Genomic DNA, 18867 nt, shown 5'->3' with positions numbered 1-18867 from the left:
GTGTGCCGGCTCCAGACAGAGCAGGACCGGACTCCAGCTAGGCCTGGATTGCTCTTCTGACCCGTTCTCGCCTTAGCGGCAGATCCCGCAGGCGCTTGCCGGTGGCATTTGCAATCGCATTCGCGATCGAAGCCGCTGCTGGTCCCTGGCCGACCTCGCCGCTGCCCAGAAACGGCTGGCCGGGCCGGCCGGTTTCATCCACCACGTCTCGCATCACCGGATGTTGAAGGTTTCGAGGCTGATGTGGTCAGTAGGAACCGAGGCTGTCGAGGCGTGTTGTCGCCGGAATTCGAACAGGGAGCCGCTCCGTGCAGTTGTTCGCGGTTGCGCGCCGTCTTGTGCTGGCAGCGGCGGCGGTCGGCATTGCTATCGACCCTGCTTGCGCGGCCGGCGACCCGGTGAAAGGCGCCGTGATCTTCAGTCGCGAATGCGCGCTGTGTCACACCATCGGCAAAGGCGAGCCAAATCGTTTTGGGCCGAATCTGTTTGGGATCGCGGGGCGCAAGGCCGGGACCGCACCAGGATACAAATATTCGCCGGAATTTCTCGCTGCGGCGAGCTGGACCTGGGGGGCCGATGAGATTGCCTCCTTCGTCATTGCGCCGAACCTCATGATTCCCGGCAACAGGATGTCGGTGTTTCAGGGGATCGCGGACTCGCAGCTGGACGATCTCATTGCCTACGTGGCGAGTCAGAAATAGAGGCGTCCATGGCACCACGGATTGGCCCGATCGCGGCATTGGCGCTGGTATTTGCGTTTGCGCGCCTGCCAATTGCATCTGCACAGCAGACGTTGTCGGTCGATATCGGTGCTCACGACATCGGCGGCACTGTCCGAAGCGCGGACGGACCGGAAGGCGGGGTCTGGGTGATCGCCGAGACCCAGGATCTCGGCACGCGTTTCGCGAAGGTCGTTGTGACAGATGATGCGGGACGCTTCGTCATTCCCGATCTTCCGGCCGCGCACTACCAGGTCTGGAGCCGCGGCTATGGTCTTGTCGACTCGCCGAAGGTCGGCGGCGAGCGAGGCCAACGGTTGAAGCTGGATGCGGTGATTGCGCCGGATCGTGCAGCGGCGGCACAATACTATCCCGCGATCTATTGGTTCTCGCTGCTCAAGCCGCCCGGCCCGGACAAATTTCCCGGCACCGGCGCCAATGGCAACGGCATTCCCAGTGAATTCAAGACTCGCGATCAATGGCTCGACGTCATCAAGACCAACGGTTGCGGCAATTGTCATCAGATCGGGAATTATGCCACACGCACCGTCCCGCCCGAGTTCGATCATCTTCCGAGTGTCGCGGCGTGGGCGCGACGACTGCAATCGGGGCCCGGCGGGACAACCATGGTGCGCACGATGGGCCGCCTGTTGACGCCGGATGGCGGTCACCTCGCCGCGCTTGCGGACTGGACCGATCGCATCAAGGCCGGCGAGCTTCCAAGGACTGCACCGTCGCGGCCGATGGGCATCGAGCGCAATCTCGTCGTCACGATACGCGACTGGCTCGATCCGAAGCACTACCTGCATGACCTCGCGGCAACCGACAAGCGGCAGCCGACCGTGAATGCGAACGGCCCGCTTTATGGTGCGACCGAGCTCAGCAGCAATACGATGCCGGTGCTCGATCCCGTGCACGACGTCAAGAGCGTCGTCGACGTGCCGGTCCGCGAGCCCGAGAGCACTCCGAGCTCGGCATTGGCCAACCCGGTATTTGCATCTTCGCCCTACTTCGGGCGCGAGCAAGTATGGGACAGCCAGGTCAATGCCCATTCGCCAGCGATGGACCGGGATGGCCGGATCTATTTCACGGCCCAAACGCGATCGCCGGCGGAAGTGCCCGTCTATTGCGGCAAAGACTCGCCGCTTCGTTCAGCCCAGCTCTATCCGCTCACGGCGAGGCCGGAGGGATTCAGCCAGAACTCGCGGCAAGTGACGGTCTACGATCCTCGCACCGGGAAGTTCACATTCATCGATACCTGTTTCGGCACCCAGCATCTCAATTTTGCCGAGGATGAAGCGAATACGCTTTGGTTCAGCAACAACACGCAAGGAAGGAACGCAGTCGTCGGATGGGTGAATACCAGGAGGTTTTGGTCGGATGGCGACGCGGCGGCCGCGCAGGGCTGGACGGCGCTCGTTGTCGACACCAACGGCAATGGCAGGCGCGACGAAGGCTACAACGAGCCCGGCCAGCCGATCGATGCAAGCAAGGATACGCGCATTCCGCTCGGTCTGTACGGCATCTCGGCAAGCCCGCTGGACGGTTCGATCTGGGGCTCGAGCCTCCCGCATCCTGGCTACATCATTCGCGTCGATCCTGGGTCAAATCCGCCCGACACCGCATTATCCGAGGTCTACAGAGTGCCACTACCCGGCTATGGCATCCGCGGCATGGATGTTGATCGTGACGGCGTCGTGTGGGTCCCGCTCGACAGCGGCCATATCGGCAGCTTCGATCGCCGCAAATGCAAAGGCCCGCTGAACGGTCCCGGAGCGGAGCAGGGTGACAGATGCCCCGAAGGCTGGAGCTTCTATCCGTTGCCGGGACCGCCGCTACAGGGCGATACGGCTGCGGCAGAGAACCCGTATTATCTTTGGGTCGATCAGCATGACATCCTCGGGCTAGGTGCCAATACCCCGATCGCAACCGGCAACCAGTCCGATTCACTGCATGCGCTGGTGAATGGCCGCTTCGTCGAGCTGCGCGTTCCCTATCCGATGGGGTTCTTTGCCAAGCAGATCGACGGGCGGATCGATGATCCCACCGCGGGCTGGAAAGGCCGTGGGTTGTGGGTGACGTCCGGCAACCGCACCCCAGTTCATATTGAGGGGACTGACGCACCCCATCCCGGCGCGCCAGGCGCGACGGAGGCCACGCGATCCAGTCCGTTGGTCGTCCAGTTTCAGCTGCGTCCGGATCCCGTAGCTCACTAGGATCGGCCCCGGCGAAACCCACCTTGATAGCGGTAGCTGTGGTGCGTAGGCGCTCGACCGCGAGGTTGTGGCGCGGCCGCCGCTGGACGGGTGCCGCCGTGCCCGACAACCGGCAGCAAGAAGCCACGGTCCATCGTTGTGGTCGCCACATGGCCAAGATTTAAGTTTTGCGGGATTTAACAAAGCCTTAGGCTTTCATGTCAGCGTACCCATCTGCCAGCCCGGGCAATTGTCCAGAATGTGAGCTCGCGCCGCGACGATAGGCGGTGATAAAGGACGATGCAGAATGGAGAGAAGGCATTGGGTGTACTCGATGGTCTCGATAGCGGACGATAGGCCGTGACATCCCACACCCACCTCGAAATCGGTACATGATCCGTGACGGCATTCGGTAAACTTATCCGCACCACGGCATTCCGGCTAACGCTGGTCTACCTGTTCCTGTTTGCGATTTTTGCGGCCTCGCTGCTCGGCTATTTTGCCTGGAACACGCGGCGTTTGATCACCGAAGAGATCACGCAGACGGTGAATGCCGAGACCTCGGAAATCAACGAGATCTACGGGCGCCGCGGCCTGTTCGGTCTCGTGCGCGCGATCGAATATCGCGCGCTGCGGCCGGGCGCCAATCTCTACCTCGTGACCACGCCGACCGGGCAGGCGGTTGCCGGCAATGTCGGCTCGCTGGCGCCGGGCGTGATGGCAACGCGCGGCTGGTCGGAGACGGCCTACAGGCGGATCGAGGACGCCAACGAACACGATCATCGCGCGCTGGTGCGCGTTACCGAGTTGGAGAACGGCTTCCGCCTCCTGATCGGCCGGGATCTCGACGAGCGACGGCGGCTGTTCGGCATCGTCGCCAAGGCGGCGCAATGGTCGGTGCTGATCGTGGTGGTGCTTGGCCTCGGCGGCGGCGTTTTCGTCGCGCGCAGGGTGCTGACGCGCATCGACGCGATGTCCGGCACGGCCCATCGCATCATGATCGGCGATCTCAGCGAGCGCCTGCCCGTCGGGCGCAGTGGCGATGAGCTCGACCGCCTCGCCGAAAACCTCAATGCCATGCTGGAGCGGATCGAGGCGCTGATGGCGGGGCTGAAAGAAGTCTCCGACAACATTGCCCATGACCTCAAGACGCCGCTGACGCGGCTGCGCAACCGTGCCGAGGAGGCGCTGGCGAAATCGGGGAGCGAGGCCGACTATCGGGCCGCGCTGGAGCGGACGATCGAGGAATCCGACGGCTTGATCCGCACCTTCAACGCGCTGCTGATGATCGCGCGCGCCGAGTCCGGTCAGGCCCGCGGCAATATGGATGATTTCGACGCCGCCGATGTCGCTAACGGCATCCACGAGCTGTACGAGCCACTGGCCGAGGACGGCGGCATGACCTTGAAGGTCAAGGCGCAGGCCGCGACCATTCACGGCAATCGCGAATTGATCAGCCAGGCGCTCGCCAATCTCGTCGAGAACGCGATCAAATACGGCAAGCCGGCGGCGCAGGCGGCCGGACCCGTGGTCAGCATGGACGCCCGTCAGATCACGATCGAGGCGAAGCGCGAGGGCGACCAGGTGCTGCTCAGCGTCACCGACCGCGGCCCGGGAATTCCCGAGGCCGACCGCAAGCACGTCGTCGAGCGATTCGTGCGGCTGGAGGCGAGCCGCACCGTGCCGGGCTCCGGCCTCGGCCTCAGCCTCGCGTCCGCCGTTGCCACATTGCATGGCGGCGAATTGCGGCTGGGCGATGCCCAGCCTGGCCTCATTGCCACGCTGGTGCTTCCGGCGCGTGCGGGCGCCAGCGACAGGGTTGCCCCTCCAATACCGGATGTGCCACAGAAGGTGGCATGAACCACTCCGCGCCGGGAAACGCGGACAAGCATGGTGAGAGCCTGGCCGCGCGCTTCGCGGAGGCTCCCCATATTGCCGCTTCCACAACCGACGAACGTCGTTTTGAAGATTGGCTGGCCGCGCTCGAGCCGGCGCAATCGACCCGTGTTGAAGCGCTGCTGGTCCATCCCTTTGCCCGGACTATCCTCGCCGGTGTCGCGGAATTCTCGCCTTATCTGTTCGATCTGGTCCGCGCCGATCCGCTCCGCCTGATCCGGCTGCTCGAATGCGAACCGGATGCGCATTTCGCTGCGCTGATCGCCGAGGCGAGAGGCGCGGTGCTCGCCGCCCCGGACGAAGCCGAGGTGATGCGGCTGCTTCGTCGCATGAAGGCGGAGGCAGCGCTCCTGATCGCGTTGTGCGACATCGGCGGAGTCTGGCCGGTGATGCGGGTGACGGCCGCGCTGACCGAAGTCGCGGTGTCCTCGGTGCAGGCGGCGCTGCAGTATTTGCTGCGACAGGAAGCCGCACGCGGCAAGCTCGTGCCGTCCGATCCCGAGGCGCCGGAGGTCGGCTGCGGCCTGATCGTGCTCGCGATGGGCAAGATGGGCGCGGGCGAACTGAACTATTCCAGCGACATCGATCTCATCGTGTTCTTCGATCCGGATGCGACGACACTTGCGCCGGATATCGAGCCACAGCCGTTCTTCGTCCGGGTGACGCAGGGCATGGCGCGCATTCTCCAGCAGCGCACCTATGACGGCTACGTCTTCCGTGTCGATCTGCGGCTGCGGCCCGATCCCTCCTCGACGCAAGTTGCGATCTCACGCGACGCCGCGTTGCATTACTATGAGCGGGAAGGGCGCACCTGGGAGCGCGCCGCAATGATCAAGGCTCATGCCTGCGCCGGCGACGCGAGGGCGGGCGAAGCGCTGCTCGCCGAGATATCCCCCTTTGTGTGGCGCAAGCATCTCGATTTCGCAGCACTTGCCGACGTGCACGACATGAAGCGGCAGATGCAGACCTATCGCGGCCAGAGCGAGATCGCGGTCGAGGGGCACAACGTCAAGGTGGGCCGTGGCGGCATCCGCGAGATCGAATTCTTCGCGCAGACCCAGCAGCTGATCGCAGGCGGCCGCCATCCGGAATTGCGGGTGCGGCCGACGCTCGCCGCGCTCAATGTGCTCGCTGATAGAAATTGGATCACCTTCGATGCACGCGACGAGCTGACCACGGCCTACGAATTCCTGCGCCGGGTCGAGCATCGTCTCCAGATGATCGCGGACGAGCAGACCCATGCACTGCCCGAGGACAGGGAGGCGGTGCAACGCTTCGCCTGGTTCTTCGGCTATGACAGCCGCGAGACCTTCGCGCGCGACCTGCTGCGCCAGCTCGAGATCGTCCAGGGACATTACGAAAAACTGTTCGAGGGCGACGACCCGACCGGCACGGCAAGCCTGCCCGCGATCGATTATCGCGCCGGTCCCGACGATCCGCGCCTGCTTCAGCACCTGACGACGCTCGGATTCAAGAAGCCCGCTGCCGTGGCGCAGACCGTCTGCGACTGGCTCACCGGCGACTACCGCGTCTTCCGTAACGAGCAGACGCGAAACGCCTTCGTCGAGTTCGTGCCGGCTCTGATCGACGGCCTCGCGCATGCCGAGGGGCCGGATCGCGCCGTCGTCGCGTTCGACCAGTTCCTCCAGGCGCTCCAGCGCGGCGGCCGTCTGATCACGCTGCTCGGCCAGAACCGCGATCTCGTTGCGCTCGTGGCACTCGTGCTTGGCGCGGCGCCCCGGCTTGGCGAGATGCTGGCGCGGCAGCCGCAGCTGATGGACGGCCTGATCGATCCGCGTTTCTTCGGCGCGATGCCGGACAAGCAGGAATTGTCGGCGCGGCTTGCGACCACGGTGCAGGACGCGGGCTCCTACGAGGAGTTTCTGGACCGCCTGCGCCTGTTCGGGCAGGAGAGCCTGTTCCTGATCGGCACGCGCATCCTCTCCGGGACCGTCTCGGCACAGCAGGCGAGCACTGCCTTCGCCGACGTTGCCGAGGGCATCGTCGACACCGTGCATGGCCTTGTCGCCGAGCGCTTCGCCGACCAGCATGGGCGCATCGAAGGGCAGGAGACAGCGATCATCGCCATGGGCCGGCTCGGCAGCCGCGAGATGACGGCGTCTTCGGATCTCGACCTGATCCTGCTCTACGATTTCGACAGCGACAATCCGGACTCCGACGGCCGGAAGTCGCTGCAGGGCGCGCATTACTTCGCCCGCTTCACCCAGCGCCTGATCAGCGCCTTCACCACCCGCACCAATTACGGCGTGCTCTACGAGATCGACATGCGGCTGCGGCCGTCGGGACGCGCCGGCCCGGTCGCATCAAGTCTCGTCTCCTTCGCGGACTATCAGGCCAACGAGGCCTGGACCTGGGAGCACATGGCGTTGACGCGTGCGCGCGTGGTCTCGGCATCGCCCGAATTCACCGTGCGGATCGAGAGCATCATTCGCGACGTCCTGACCCGCCGCCGCGATTCCGCAATCATCGCCAACGACGTCGCCGACATGCGCCGCGCGATCGCGCAGGAAAAGGGCGAGACCGATTATTGGGACCTGAAATATGCCGCCGGCGGCATGGTCGATATCGACTTCATCGCGCAATATCTCCAGCTCGTTCATGCCCACGACAAGCCGGACATTCTCGACGTCAGCACGGTACAGGTGCTGGAGAACGCCGCCAGGCTCGGCGTGCTGCCGCAATCGGAAGCTGAGATCCTGCGCGCCGCGGCGCGGCTCTATCACGATCTGACGCAGATTCTGCGGCTTTGCGTCAGTGATCGCTTCAAGCCGGAAACGGCGGGCACCGACCTGCAGCGCGTGATGGCGCGCGCCGGCGATGCGCCGGATTTCTCGTCGCTGGAGGCGCGCGTCAAGGAGACGCAGGGCGAGGTGCGGCGGGTGTTCAGCGCGCTGTTGGAAGCAACCAGGCCGTAGGATCGTAGGGGCATGGTCACGCTCCTCGCCTACCGGATCTTGACGACGACCTTGCCTCTGGAGCGTCCCGTCTCGACGTAAGCCAAGGCCTCGCTGGTCGCTTCGAACGGGAAGATCCGGTCAACGACCGGGCGAATGATCCCGGCTTCGATCAGCGAAGCGATCTGGCCCAGCTGATCGCCGTTCGCGCGCATGAACAGGAACGAATAGCTGACGCCACGGCGCTTGGCCTTGCTTCGGATGCCGAAACTCAGAAGGCGCGTGACTTGTTGCAGGAACCAGTTCAGTCCTTGTTCCCTGGCGAAATTGGGGTCCGGGGGGCCGGAGATGGAAATCAATTTGCCGCCCGGCCCCAACACGCTCAGCGACTTTTGCAGCGTGTCGCCGCCCAGGCTGTTCAGTGCCACGTCGTAGCCGGACAGGACCTTCTCGAACTCCTGCTTCGTGTAATCGATGGCGACGTCGGCGCCGAGGCTCCTGACCAGTTCGAGGTTCGCCGTGCTCGTCGTCGTCGCGACGGTTGCGCCGAGATGCTTCGCCAGCTGGATGGCGAGGGTGCCTACGCCGCCCGAGCCGGCATGAATCAGAACCTTCTGCCCCTTCTTCAATCCGGCCCGCTCGACCAGCGCCTGCCAGGCGGTCAGACCTACAAGGGGGATGGAAGCCGCTTCCTCCATGCTGAGGTTTTTCGGTTTCAGAGCCGCATCGATTTCATTGACGGCGATGTACTCCGCGAACGTCCCGATCCGGCCATCACGCGGCCGGGCGTAGACCTCGTCGCCTGGCTTGAAGCGCCGAACTTTCGATCCGACCCGAACCACGGTTCCGGCCACGTCGTGTCCCAGGGCGAAGGGCGGGCGATAGGGCAGGATGAGCTTGAATTCCCCATCCCGGATCTTGGAGTCCAGAACGTTGAGCCCGGCCGCGTGGATCTCGATCAGAACGTCGTCGTCCTGCAACGTCGGCTCTGGCATGTCGCCGAAGCGCAGGGCACCGCGCTTCTTGTATTTATCGAGGATGAAGGCCTTCATGATGGTCCGTTCTCCGAGCTCTCACGACCGCCATGCGTTGGCGGGAGAACCATTGTCGCACATAACAGGATCGGGCCGCTGCCGCGCGCGGCCCCTCAGGGGTCAGGGGCGGCTTGCGGCTGCGAGGGTGGGATAGTCGGTATAGCCGGCCGAGCCACCGCCATAGAGCGTCGCCGGATTGAACTCCGCCAGCGTCGCGCTGGTCTTCAGTCTGTCCACGAGGTCGGGATTGGCTATGAAGGGTCGGCCGAAGGCGAACAGGTCCGCCTTGCTCTCGGAGAGGCGCGAAGCTGCGAGTTCGAGGTTGTAACCGTTGTTTGCAACATATGTATTCTTGAACCGCCGACGCAGCGATCCGAAGTCGAACGGTGCGACATCGCGCGATCCGCCTGTGGCGCCCTCGACGACATGGATGTAGACGATGCCCAAGGCGTTGAGTTGATCGACGATGTAGTCGAACTGGGCCTGAGGATCACTGCTCGAAACGCCATTGGCGGGCGATACGGGCGAGATCCGGATTCCGGTGCGTCCGGCGCCGATCTCCTCGACGACCGCAGCCGTAACCTCCAGCATCAGCCGGGCGCGGTTCTCGACCGATCCGCCATAGGCATCGGTGCGGACATTGGCACCGTCCTTGGCGAACTGGTCGAGCAAATAGCCATTGGCGCCGTGAATTTCGACGCCGTCGAAGCCGGCCGCAATGGCGTTCGCTGCCGCTTGCCGGAAATCGCTCACGATCCCCGGAAGCTCCTCGAGCGTCAGCGCACGAGGCTCTGAGACGTCAACGAAGGCGTTGTGGACGAACGTCTTGGTGCGCGCGCGGATCGGCGAGGGGGCCACGGGCGCGGCACCGTTGTCTTGCAGGTCGACGTGCGATACGCGGCCGACATGCCAGAGCTGGAGGAAAATCCGCCCTCCCTTGGCGTGAACGGCGGTCGTGACCTTGCGCCAGCCGTCGATCTGAGCCTGGGAGTAGATGCCGGGCGTGTCCTGGTAGCCCTGTCCCTGCTGCGAGACCTGCGTGGCCTCGGAAATCAGCAGGCCCGCCGACGCGCGCTGGCCGTAATACTCGGCGGCGAGAGTGCCCGGAACGAAGCCCGGCCCAGCGCGATTGCGCGTCAGCGGCGCCATGACGATCCGATTGGAAAGGGTCAGCGAGCCGAGAAGATAAGGCTCAAATAGCGTTTTGCTCGTCATCGATCACTTTCGTTTGTCGCCGCCGCGGCGGGGTTGTTATCGAAATGTTTCGCTGTGCTCAGGCGAGCGTGCGGTACCGCTCGGCGGGACGTTCGTTCCGATAGTTCGGGAGCATTGCCTGACGTGCGGCCTGAAGCGCGTCCCACTGCCCGGCATCCGGAAGCGGCGGGATCGTCACCGGTTCGCGGCGGTCGAACCCGACCAGCGCCGCATCAACCAGATCGTTCACCTCCATGACGTTGGAAAGCGTGTTGACGTCGGCGCCGACGTGGCCCCAGATCTCGGTCCGCGTCGTGGCGGGAAGCACGGCTTGGACGTACACACCCTTCGGCGCGAGCTCGAGGCTTAGCCCCTGCGAGAGAAACAGCACGAAGGCTTTGGTTGCGCCGTAGACCGTCATGCCGAACTCCGGCGCCAGGCCGACCACGGAGCCGATGTTGACGATCGCTCCTTCGCCTGCCTTCGCAAGACGCGGGGCCATGGCGCTGGCAAGCCGCAGAAGTGCGGTCGTGTTGAGCGCAACGAGCCGCGCCACGTCATCCGTGCTCTGCTCGATAAAGCTTCCGCCGATCGCCGTTCCGGCATTGTTGATGAGGATTCCGATGCGGGCGTCATTGCGCAGCCTCGCCTCGACCGTGGCGAGCTCGGCAGGCTGTGTAAGATCGGCCTGGATGATGTCGATCGCCACGCCATTTTCCTGACGCAGACGGGCCGCCAGAGCCTCCATTCGCGCCCTGTCACGGGCAACCAGCACGAGGTCGTGCCCGCGGCGCGCGAAGCGTTCGGCATAGGCGGCTCCGATGCCGGTGGAGGCGCCGGTGACGAGAACGGACGGAACGACGGTCATGGCATTGCTCTTTTCTCGAATGGAATATATTCATGACGACCGTCATGATTGCAGCTAAATATGATAACCATCATGTAAATGTCAACGGGGCCGTCGGAGAATTTTGAAATGAAGGTCAGTCGAGAACAGATGTCGGAGAATCGTCGCCGGATTCTGGAGGTTGCCAGCCGACTATTTCGCGATAAGGGCTTCGACGCGGTCAGCGTGGCGGAGGTGATGAAAGCCGCCGGGCTCACCCACGGCGGCTTCTATGGCCATTTCGCCTCAAAGGACGACCTGATCGCGCAGACTCTTGCCCATGTTCTCGCCCTCGACGCGGACGGAGGGGGCGATTTTCGCGCTTATGTGGACGATTATCTTGCGCCCCGTCATCGCGACAACGCCGCCGGTGGTTGCCCGACCGCGGGCCTTGCTGCCGCCATTCGCCATCAGAGTCCGGCTACACGCGCGGCCATGACGCAAGGCCTTCGATCGCAGATCGACCGTATCGGCGAGGCGCTCCCGAAGGTTGATGCGGCAGACAAACGCCGCGTGGCGATCGGAAGCTGGGCGGCGATGGTGGGCGCGGTGATCCTCGCCCGGGCGATCGACGATCCCGCGCTTTCGGATGAGGTGCTGGAGCAGACACGTGCCTGGGTTGATGCCGGGATCGACCAGGCGTCCGCTACATGATTGCTATGGCGCCGAGCGACTCGTCCCTTCCGATCGCAAACCGGGCCGGCCGCTGTTCACCCGATCTCGGTCGGCCTGGCCTGCTTGAGTGAGGTGAGGGCCTCGAGCACGTGCGGCTCGAGGCCTGCGCCGCCGGCGTCGAGATGCGCGAAGATCGCGCGCTTCATCCGGGGATCCCAGAACTTCTTGATGTGGTCGGCGATCCCCGGCACGGCCTTGTCGTGGCCCTGGCTGCGGAAGAACGTGCCGATCTGGTTGGCCATGTAGACGAGACGATCAGGCGACGACATCGATAATCTCCGGAGCACGATGAGCCGTGACGCGGCCCTGGTGCGTAAACACTTCAAACCCGTCGTTGCGGGCAATTGCAATCAGCGTGATGCCAGCGGCCGCGGCGGTGCGCACCGCAAGCGCGGTCGGTGCGGAGACCGCGACCATCACCGGCGCGCCGATGGCGGCTGTCTTCTGCACCATCTCGACCGATACGCGGCTCGTCAGCAGCACCATGCCGGCGCTTGCGCCCGTGCGGCTGCGCGCCAGCGAACCGGCGAGCTTGTCGAGGGCGTTGTGCCGGCCGACGTCTTCGCGCAGCGCCACGATGCCGTTCGATGGCGACCAGAAGGCCGCGGCGTGGACCGCCCGGGTCTGCATGTTGATCGATTGCAGGGGGGCGATCGCCTGCATCGCCGTCATGATCTGCTGCGGCGTAAAGGTCTGTCCCTGCGGCACCACAGCGGCCGGGCGCACGGCCTCGGCGATCGAATCGATGCCGCAGATGCCGCAGCCGGTCGGACCTGCGATGTGTCGCCGGCGCTCGCTGATGCGCGCGGCGTTGTCCTGCTCGAGCCACATGCGCAGCTCGATACCGTCGTCGAGGCGGACTACATCGAGCGACTTGATGTCGTCGACCGATTTGATGATGCCTTCGTCCAGGCTGAAGCCGACGGCAAAATCCTCGAGGTTCTGCGGCGTCCCCATCATGACGGCATAGGTGCCGCCATTATAGCTCAGCGCCAGCGGCGTCTCCTCGGGGATCAGCCGCGCCCCTTCGGACGCGGTGCCATCGCGCCAGATCTCGCGGTCAATGGCCTGGACCGGCACGTGCATGCGGTTACTCCGCGGCCTCGGCCGGCGCGATGCGGCGGGAATGCCGCGCCTGCTCGTCGTAGGACTTCTGCCAGTCGGACGGGCCGTTCGACGGCGAGATCTGCACCGCCGTGACCTTGTATTCGGGGCAGTTGGTGGCCCAGTCCGAATACTCGGTCGTGATCACGTTGGCCTGCGTGTCCGGGTGGTGGAACGTGGTGTAGACGACGCCGGGCGCGACGCGGTCGGTGAGCTCCGCGCGCAGCGTGGTCTCGCCGGCGCGGCTCTGCAACCGCACCCAGTCGCCGTCGCGCACGCCGCGCTGCTCGGCGTCGTGCGGATGGATCTCCAGCCGGTCTTCGGCATGCCAGACCACGTTCTCGGTGCGCCTTGTCTGCGCGCCGACATTGTACTGGCTGAGGATGCGGCCCGTCGTGAGCAGCAGCGGGAAGCGCGGACCGGTGCGCTCGTCGGTCGCGACATACTCGGTGACGACGAACTTGCCCTTGCCACGGACGAAGCCGCCGATATGCATCACCGGCGTACCCTCCGGCGCCTTCTCGTTGCAGGGCCACTGCACCGAGCCGAGCTCGTCCAGCTTGGCGTAGGAGACGCCGGCAAAGGTCGGCGTCAGCGCGGCGATCTCATCCATGATCTCCGAAGGATGGCTATAGTTCATCTCGAATCCCATCGCCTTGGCGAGCGCGATGGTGACCTCCCAGTCGGCCATGCCGTTCTTCGGCGACATCACCTTGCGAACGCGCTGGATGCGGCGTTCGGCATTGGTGAAGGTACCGTCCTTCTCGAGGAAGCTCGAGCCGGGGAGGAAGACGTGGGCGTAGTTCGCGGTCTCGTTGAGGAAGAGGTCGTGGACGATGACGCATTCCATCGCGGACAGCGCCGCCACCACATGCTTGGTGTTGGGATCGGATTGCAGGATGTCTTCGCCCTGCACGTAGAGCCCCATGAACGTGCCTTCGATGGCGGCGTCGAACATGTTCGGGATGCGCAGGCCCGGCTCCGGATTGAGCTTGACGTTCCAGAGCGCCTCGAACTGGTCGCGCACGGCATCACCGGAGATGTGACGGTAGCCGGGCAGCTCGTGCGGGAACGAGCCCATGTCGCAGGAGCCCTGCACGTTGTTCTGGCCGCGCAACGGGTTTACCCCGACGCCGGGACGGCCGATATTGCCGGTCGCCATCGCTAGATTGGCAATGGCGATCACCGTGGTCGAACCCTGGCTGTGCTCGGTGACGCCGAGCCCGTAATAGATCGCGCCATTGCCGCCGGTGGCGTAGATGCGAGCTGCTTCGCGCAAGGTCTTCGGATCGACGCCGGTGAGAATGGCGGTCGCTTCCGGGCTGTGCTTGGGCTGGGCCACGAAGGCGGCCCATTCCTCGAACTCGGCCCAGTCGCAGCGCTCGCGCACGAAGGCTTCGTTGGCGAGGCCCTCGGTGACGATGACATGCGCCAGCGCCGTCACGACGGCGACGTTGGTGCCGGGCATCAGCGGCAGATGCAGCGCCTTCACATGCGGCGATTCCACCATCTCGGTGCGGCGCGGATCGATCACGATCAGCCTCGCGCCCTGGCGCAGCCGCTTCTTCAGGCGGGAGGCGAAGACGGGGTGAGCCGAGGCCGGGTTGGCGCCGATGATCATGGCGACGTCGGTATTCTCGACCGAGTCGAAATCCTGCGTGCCGGCGGAGGTGCCGAACGTGACCGACAGACCATAGCCGGTCGGGGAGTGACAGACGCGCGCGCAGGTGTCGACATTGTTGTTGCCGAAGCCAGCGCGGATCAGCTTCTGCACCAGATAGGTTTCTTCGTTGGTGCAGCGGGACGAGGTGATGCCGCCGATGGCGTCGCGGCCGTATTTCGTCTGGATGCCGCGCATCCTGGCTGCGGCGAACGAGAACGCTTCATCCCAGGACACTTCACGCCAGGGATCCTCGATCCGCTCGCGGATCATCGGATTGAGGATGCGCTCCTTGTGATTGGTATAGCCCCAGGCGAAGCGGCCCTTGACGCAGGAATGGCCACGATTGGCCTTGCCGTCCTTGTAGGGCACCATGCGCACGACTTCCTCGCCGCGCATCTCGGCCTTGAAGGTGCAGCCGACGCCGCAATAGGCGCAGGTGGTGACGACGGAGTGCTCGGGCTGGCCGATCTCGATCACGGACTTTTCGGTCAGCGTCGCGGTCGGGCAGGCCTGCACGCAGGCGCCGCAGGAGACGCATTCGGAGCCGAGAAAACTCTCGCTCATGCCGGGCGAGACGCGGCTGTCGAAGCCGCGGCCGGAGATCGTCAGAGCGAAGGTGCCTTGCACTTCCTCGCAGGCGCGGACGCAGCGCGAGCAGACGATGCACTTGGAAGGATCGTAGGTGAAATAGGGATTGGACTCGTCCTTCGGCATCCAGGCGGCGTTGATCTCACCATGGGATTTGGCGAAGACGTGGTTCTCGCCCTCATAGCCGTAGCGGACGTCGCGCAAGCCCACGGCGCCGGCCATGTCCTGCAACTCGCAATCGCCGTTGGCGCCGCATGTGAGGCAGTCGAGCGGATGATCGGAGATATAGAGCTCCATCACGCCCTTGCGGAGCTTTTTCAGCCGCTGGCTTTGGGTGTGGACGACCAGGCCGGGCATCACCGGCGTGGTGCAGGACGCCGGCGTGCCGGCGCGGCCCTCGATCTCGACGACGCAGAGACGGCAGGAGCCGAACGCATCGACCATGTCGGTCGCGCAAAGTTTTGGGATCTGGTGGCCGGCATCCATCGCGGCCCGCATGATCGAGGTGCCCTCGGGCACCGTGACCTGGTTGCCGTCGATGGTCAGCGTGACCATCGTTTCCGATTTGGAGCGCGGTGTGCCGTAGTCGATTTCTTCGATCAGAGACATCGTCGTTCTCCTATTCCGCGGCCTGAAGCGTGGTCGGGGCCGGGATGAAATCCTCCCGGAAATGCTTCAATGCACTGAGCACGGGGTAGGGCGTGAAGCCGCCGAGTGCGCAGAGCGAGCCGAATTTCATGGTGTTGCAGAGGTCTTCGACGAGCGCGAGGTTTTCGCCTACCCGCTCGCCGTTGATGATCTTCTCGATCGTCTCGACGCCGCGGGTCGAGCCGATCCGGCACGGCGTGCACTTGCCACAGGATTCAATGGCGCAGAACTCCATGGCGAAACGGGCCTGCTTGCGCATGTCGACGCTGTCGTCGAACACGACGATGCCGCCATGGCCGATCAGGCCGTCGCGCGCGGCGAAGGCTTCGTAGTCGAACGGGGTGTCGAACAGGGCGCGGGGGAAATAGGCGCCGAGTGGACCGCCGACCTGCACGGCGCGAACCGGGCGGCCGGTGAACGTGCCGCCGCCGATGTCGTCGACGAGCTCGCCGAGCGTCACGCCGAACGCCGTCTCGAACAGCCCGCCCTGGCGGATGTTGCCGGCAAGCTGGATCGGCATCGTGCCGCGCGAGCGGCCCATGCCGAAATCGGCGTACGCCTTGGCGCCCTCGGCGAGGATGAAGGGGATGGCCGCGAACGAAAGCACGTTGTTGATGACGGTCGGCTTGCCGAACAGGCCGTGATGCGCCGGCAGCGGCGGTTTTGCGCGCACCAGGCCGCGGCGGCCTTCGAGGCTCTCAAGCAGCGAGGTTTCCTCGCCGCAAACGTAGGCGCCGGCGCCGACGCGCACCTCCATATCGAAGCTGTGGGTCGAGCCGCCAATCCTGTCGCCGAGATAGCCGCCGCGCCTCGCCGCGACGATGGCAGCATTCATTGCCTCGACCGCGTGCGGATATTCGCTGCGGATGTAGATGTAGCCCTTGGTCGCGCCGACGGTGATGCCGGCGGTGGCCATGCCCTCGATGACGAGGAAAGGATCGCCTTCCATGATCATGCGGTCGGCGAAAGTGCCGCTGTCGCCTTCGTCGGCGTTGCAGACGATGAATTTGCGGTTCGCGCTGGCTTGCGCGACCGTCTTCCACTTGATGCCGGTGGGGAAGCCGGCGCCGCCGCGGCCGCGCAGGCCGCATGCGGTGACTTCGGCCAGGATCGCATCCGAGCCGAGCGAGAGCGCGCGCTCCAGCCCCTTGTAACCGCCATGGGCGCGATAGTCCTCGAGCGAGCGCGGATCGATCACGCCGCAGCGAGCGAAGGTGAGGCGGGTCTGGCGCTTGAGCCAGGGAATTTCGTCTGCGACGCCGAGCCGCAGCGCGTGCGGTCCGTTGCTCGCCATCGACTCGAACACGGAGGCGACGTCCTCCGCGCTGACCGGGCCATATGCGACCCTGCCTTTGGCGGTCGCCACCTCGACCATCGGCTCCAGCCAGCAGAGCCCGCGGGAGCCGGTCCTGGTGATCTCGACCGGCAGGCCGTGCTTGGCCGCGACCTGCTCGAAGGCGACCGCAATTTCATCGGCGCCGACGGCAACCGCGGCGGCATCGCGAGGAATGAAGATCCGCATGTTCATCGCTGCGCCTCCGCGACCAGCGCGTCGATGCGCTTCTCGTCGAGCCGGCCGACGAGGCGGCCATCGAGCATCGCGGACGGCGCGGTCGCGCACAATCCGAGGCAATAGATCGGCTCCAGCGTGACGCGATCATCCGCAGTCGTGCTGCCGAGCGAGACGCCAAGCTTTGCTTCGGCGCGCGCAGCCAGCGCATCGCCACCGGCGGCCTGGCAGGCCTCGGCGCGGCACAGCTTCAGCACACGGCGGCCGGCCGGCTTGTGGCGGAAGTCATGGTAGAAGGTGAAGACGCCATGCACTTCGGCGCGCGAGAGGTTCAGCGCCTGCGCCACCATGGGAATCGCCGCCTCCGGCACATAGCCAAACGCCTCCTGAAGCGCGTGCAGAATCACGAGCGTCGCGCCTTCCTGCCCGGCGTGTTCGGCGATGATTTCGGCGCCGCGCGTCTCGTTCCAAGGCTCGTAAGAAGGCTCGTAAGAAGGCTCAAAAACCGCTGTCATTTTTCGTTCTCAACCAGAGCGTCCCTGGGTCGCAAACTATTTGGAATCGTTCGAAGATCAATAAAGCTGTCTCATGCTGCGATTGCGAATTCAGATCGATTGACGAGCCCAATCGACCGATATGAAAATGCGATCGCGGCCGCTCCGCCGGCGGGTTTTTACGTGTTGGCAAGGGTGGGGCGTGCTAGCTTGTATGCCACGACAGAATCCGAGGGGGCGACCGGTTGCTCGACAAGCTTGAACTGCTGCTGGCGCTGGCGAAGGAGCGGCATTTCGGACGCGCTGCGGAGGCCTGCGGCGTGACCCAGCCGACCATGTCGACCGGGCTGAAGCAGCTCGAGGAAATTCTCGGCGTCATGCTGGTCCAGCGCGGCTCCCGGTTCCAGGGTTTCACTCCCGAAGGCGAGCGGGCGCTGGACTGGGCGCGGCGGATCGTGGGCGATGCCCGTGCGATGCGCCAGGAGATCAACTCGCTGAAGGACAAGCTCTCCGGTGAGATCCGCATCGCGGCGATCCCGACCGTGCTTGGCATGGTCGCCGCGCTGACCACGCCGTTCCGCGCCAAGCATCCCGAGGTGCGCTTCCGCATTCAGTCCACCACCTCGTCCGAGGTGCTGGGATTGCTCGAAAATCTCGAGGTCGATGCGGGGCTGACCTATATCGAGAACGAGCCGATCGGAAAGGTGCGCACCATTCCGCTGTTTAACGAGAGCTATCGGCTCCTGACCGCGCCGGATGCGATGTTCGGCGACCGGGAGTCGGTGACCTGGACCGAGGTCGGCCAGGTGCCGCTGTGCCTGCTGACGCCCGACATGCAGAACCGCCGCATCATCGACCGCGCGCTGCGCTCGGTCGGCGCGGAGGCGACGCCGACACTGACATCGAACTCGCTGCTGGTGCTGTACACGCACGTCAAGACCGGGCGCTGGGCGAGCGTGATGCCGGCCAAGCTCGCCGAGACGCTCGGCCTCTCCGACAAGGTCCGCTCGATCCCGATCACCGATCCCGAGGTCAATTACAGCATCGGTCTCGTGATCCCGCAGCGCGATCCGATGACGCCGCTGATCGCGGCGCTGGTCAATGTCGCGCGCGAGGTGGCGCCGACGCTGCAAGCGTAAGGACAAAAGCGGACGGGGCTGAGCAAGCGCCTCGTCCTTCGAGACGACCGCTTCGCGGTCTCCTCAGGATGAGGCTCCGTTGTATCGGTATTCGTTCAAGCTGCTGCCGCGTACTCTGCCCTCATCCTGAGGGCCCGCCAAAGGCGGGCGTCTCGAAGGATAGCCGCAGGCGAGCTTCCCGCCATGCGCTAGAGCGTTAGCCGATCA

14 protein-coding genes are annotated in these 18867 nt (G+C 64.8%); 6 read left to right on the top strand and 8 right to left on the bottom strand.

Translation table 11 applies throughout. The annotated features are described in order from the left end of the window. The first annotated feature begins 308 nt into the window (after window positions 1-308). The 4 genes from FXB38_RS16840 to FXB38_RS16825 all read left to right on the top strand — a co-directional run bounded on the left by FXB38_RS16840 (window position 309) and on the right by FXB38_RS16825 (window position 7746). Entirely contained in the window at window positions 309-701 is a 393-nt protein-coding gene (locus FXB38_RS16840) for a c-type cytochrome (protein ID WP_187434934.1), read from the top strand. A gap of 8 nt (window positions 702-709) precedes the next feature. Beyond that, on the top strand, window positions 710-2935 hold the full coding sequence (locus tag FXB38_RS16835; RefSeq protein ID WP_148751987.1) for a carboxypeptidase-like regulatory domain-containing protein: 2226 nt from the start codon (window positions 710-712) through the stop codon (window positions 2933-2935). Window positions 2936-3313: 378 nt separating this feature from the next. Further along, window positions 3314-4774 carry a sensor histidine kinase gene (locus FXB38_RS16830; RefSeq protein ID WP_148751986.1) on the top strand — a complete coding sequence of 487 codons (1461 nt, stop codon included), beginning with the start codon at window positions 3314-3316 and terminating at the stop codon, window positions 4772-4774. Further along, window positions 4771-7746, top strand: a complete 2976-nt coding sequence (locus tag FXB38_RS16825; RefSeq protein ID WP_148751985.1) for a bifunctional [glutamine synthetase] adenylyltransferase/[glutamine synthetase]-adenylyl-L-tyrosine phosphorylase — start codon at window positions 4771-4773, stop codon at window positions 7744-7746. The genes FXB38_RS16830 and FXB38_RS16825 overlap by 4 nt, the downstream gene beginning before the upstream one ends. Before the next feature lie 29 nt (window positions 7747-7775). On the opposite strand, the gene FXB38_RS16820 is transcribed toward FXB38_RS16825, so the two are convergent. The 3 genes from FXB38_RS16820 to FXB38_RS16810 form a co-directional block, all read right to left on the bottom strand. Continuing rightward, window positions 7776-8777 (bottom strand): NADP-dependent oxidoreductase, encoded by a 1002-nt coding sequence (locus FXB38_RS16820; protein WP_148751984.1) that lies wholly within the window; start codon window positions 8775-8777, stop codon window positions 7776-7778. 102 nt (window positions 8778-8879) lie between these two features. Further along, window positions 8880-9974, bottom strand: coding sequence for an alkene reductase (locus tag FXB38_RS16815; RefSeq protein WP_148751983.1), 1095 nt, complete (start codon window positions 9972-9974; stop codon window positions 8880-8882). Between the two features lie 58 nt (window positions 9975-10032). Next, the gene (locus tag FXB38_RS16810) at window positions 10033-10821 is read right to left on the bottom strand and encodes an SDR family NAD(P)-dependent oxidoreductase (RefSeq protein ID WP_148751982.1); all 789 of its coding nucleotides are present in this window, start codon (window positions 10819-10821) and stop codon (window positions 10033-10035) included. A 108-nt stretch (window positions 10822-10929) separates the two neighbouring features. On the opposite strand from FXB38_RS16810, the gene FXB38_RS16805 reads away from it, so the two are divergent. Beyond that, on the top strand, window positions 10930-11493 hold the full coding sequence (locus FXB38_RS16805; RefSeq protein WP_148751981.1) for a TetR/AcrR family transcriptional regulator: 564 nt from the start codon (window positions 10930-10932) through the stop codon (window positions 11491-11493). 56 nt (window positions 11494-11549) lie between these two features. On the opposite strand, the gene FXB38_RS16800 is transcribed toward FXB38_RS16805, so the two are convergent. Genes FXB38_RS16800 through FXB38_RS16780 form a run of 5 tightly spaced genes read right to left on the bottom strand, consistent with a single transcriptional unit; the run spans window position 11550 to window position 17542 of the window. Beyond that, complete coding sequence (locus FXB38_RS16800; protein WP_187434933.1) at window positions 11550-11783, bottom strand: formate dehydrogenase subunit delta; 234 nt, start codon at window positions 11781-11783, stop codon at window positions 11550-11552. Continuing rightward, window positions 11770-12600 carry a formate dehydrogenase accessory sulfurtransferase FdhD gene (gene fdhD / locus FXB38_RS16795; RefSeq protein ID WP_148751979.1) on the bottom strand — a complete coding sequence of 277 codons (831 nt, stop codon included), beginning with the start codon at window positions 12598-12600 and terminating at the stop codon, window positions 11770-11772. The genes FXB38_RS16800 and fdhD overlap by 14 nt, the downstream gene beginning before the upstream one ends. A gap of 4 nt (window positions 12601-12604) precedes the next feature. Next, complete coding sequence (fdhF, locus tag FXB38_RS16790; RefSeq protein ID WP_148751978.1) at window positions 12605-15478, bottom strand: formate dehydrogenase subunit alpha; 2874 nt, start codon at window positions 15476-15478, stop codon at window positions 12605-12607. Window positions 15479-15488: 10 nt separating this feature from the next. After that, the gene (locus FXB38_RS16785; RefSeq protein WP_148751977.1) at window positions 15489-17045 is read right to left on the bottom strand and encodes a formate dehydrogenase beta subunit; all 1557 of its coding nucleotides are present in this window, start codon (window positions 17043-17045) and stop codon (window positions 15489-15491) included. Then, window positions 17042-17542 carry a formate dehydrogenase subunit gamma gene (locus FXB38_RS16780; protein WP_148751976.1) on the bottom strand — a complete coding sequence of 167 codons (501 nt, stop codon included), beginning with the start codon at window positions 17540-17542 and terminating at the stop codon, window positions 17042-17044. The genes FXB38_RS16785 and FXB38_RS16780 overlap by 4 nt, the downstream gene beginning before the upstream one ends. Window positions 17543-17766: 224 nt before the next feature. Between FXB38_RS16780 and FXB38_RS16775 the strand changes: the two genes are divergently transcribed. Then, complete coding sequence (locus FXB38_RS16775) at window positions 17767-18660, top strand: LysR family transcriptional regulator (protein ID WP_148751975.1); 894 nt, start codon at window positions 17767-17769, stop codon at window positions 18658-18660. The last annotated feature ends 207 nt before the right edge of the window (window positions 18661-18867 follow it).

Origin of the sequence: Bradyrhizobium cytisi, from assembly GCF_008123515.1 — a bacterium.
GTDB classification, from domain to species: domain Bacteria; phylum Pseudomonadota; class Alphaproteobacteria; order Rhizobiales; family Xanthobacteraceae; genus Bradyrhizobium; species Bradyrhizobium cytisi.
This window is presented reverse-complemented; position numbering and strand designations above follow the sequence as displayed.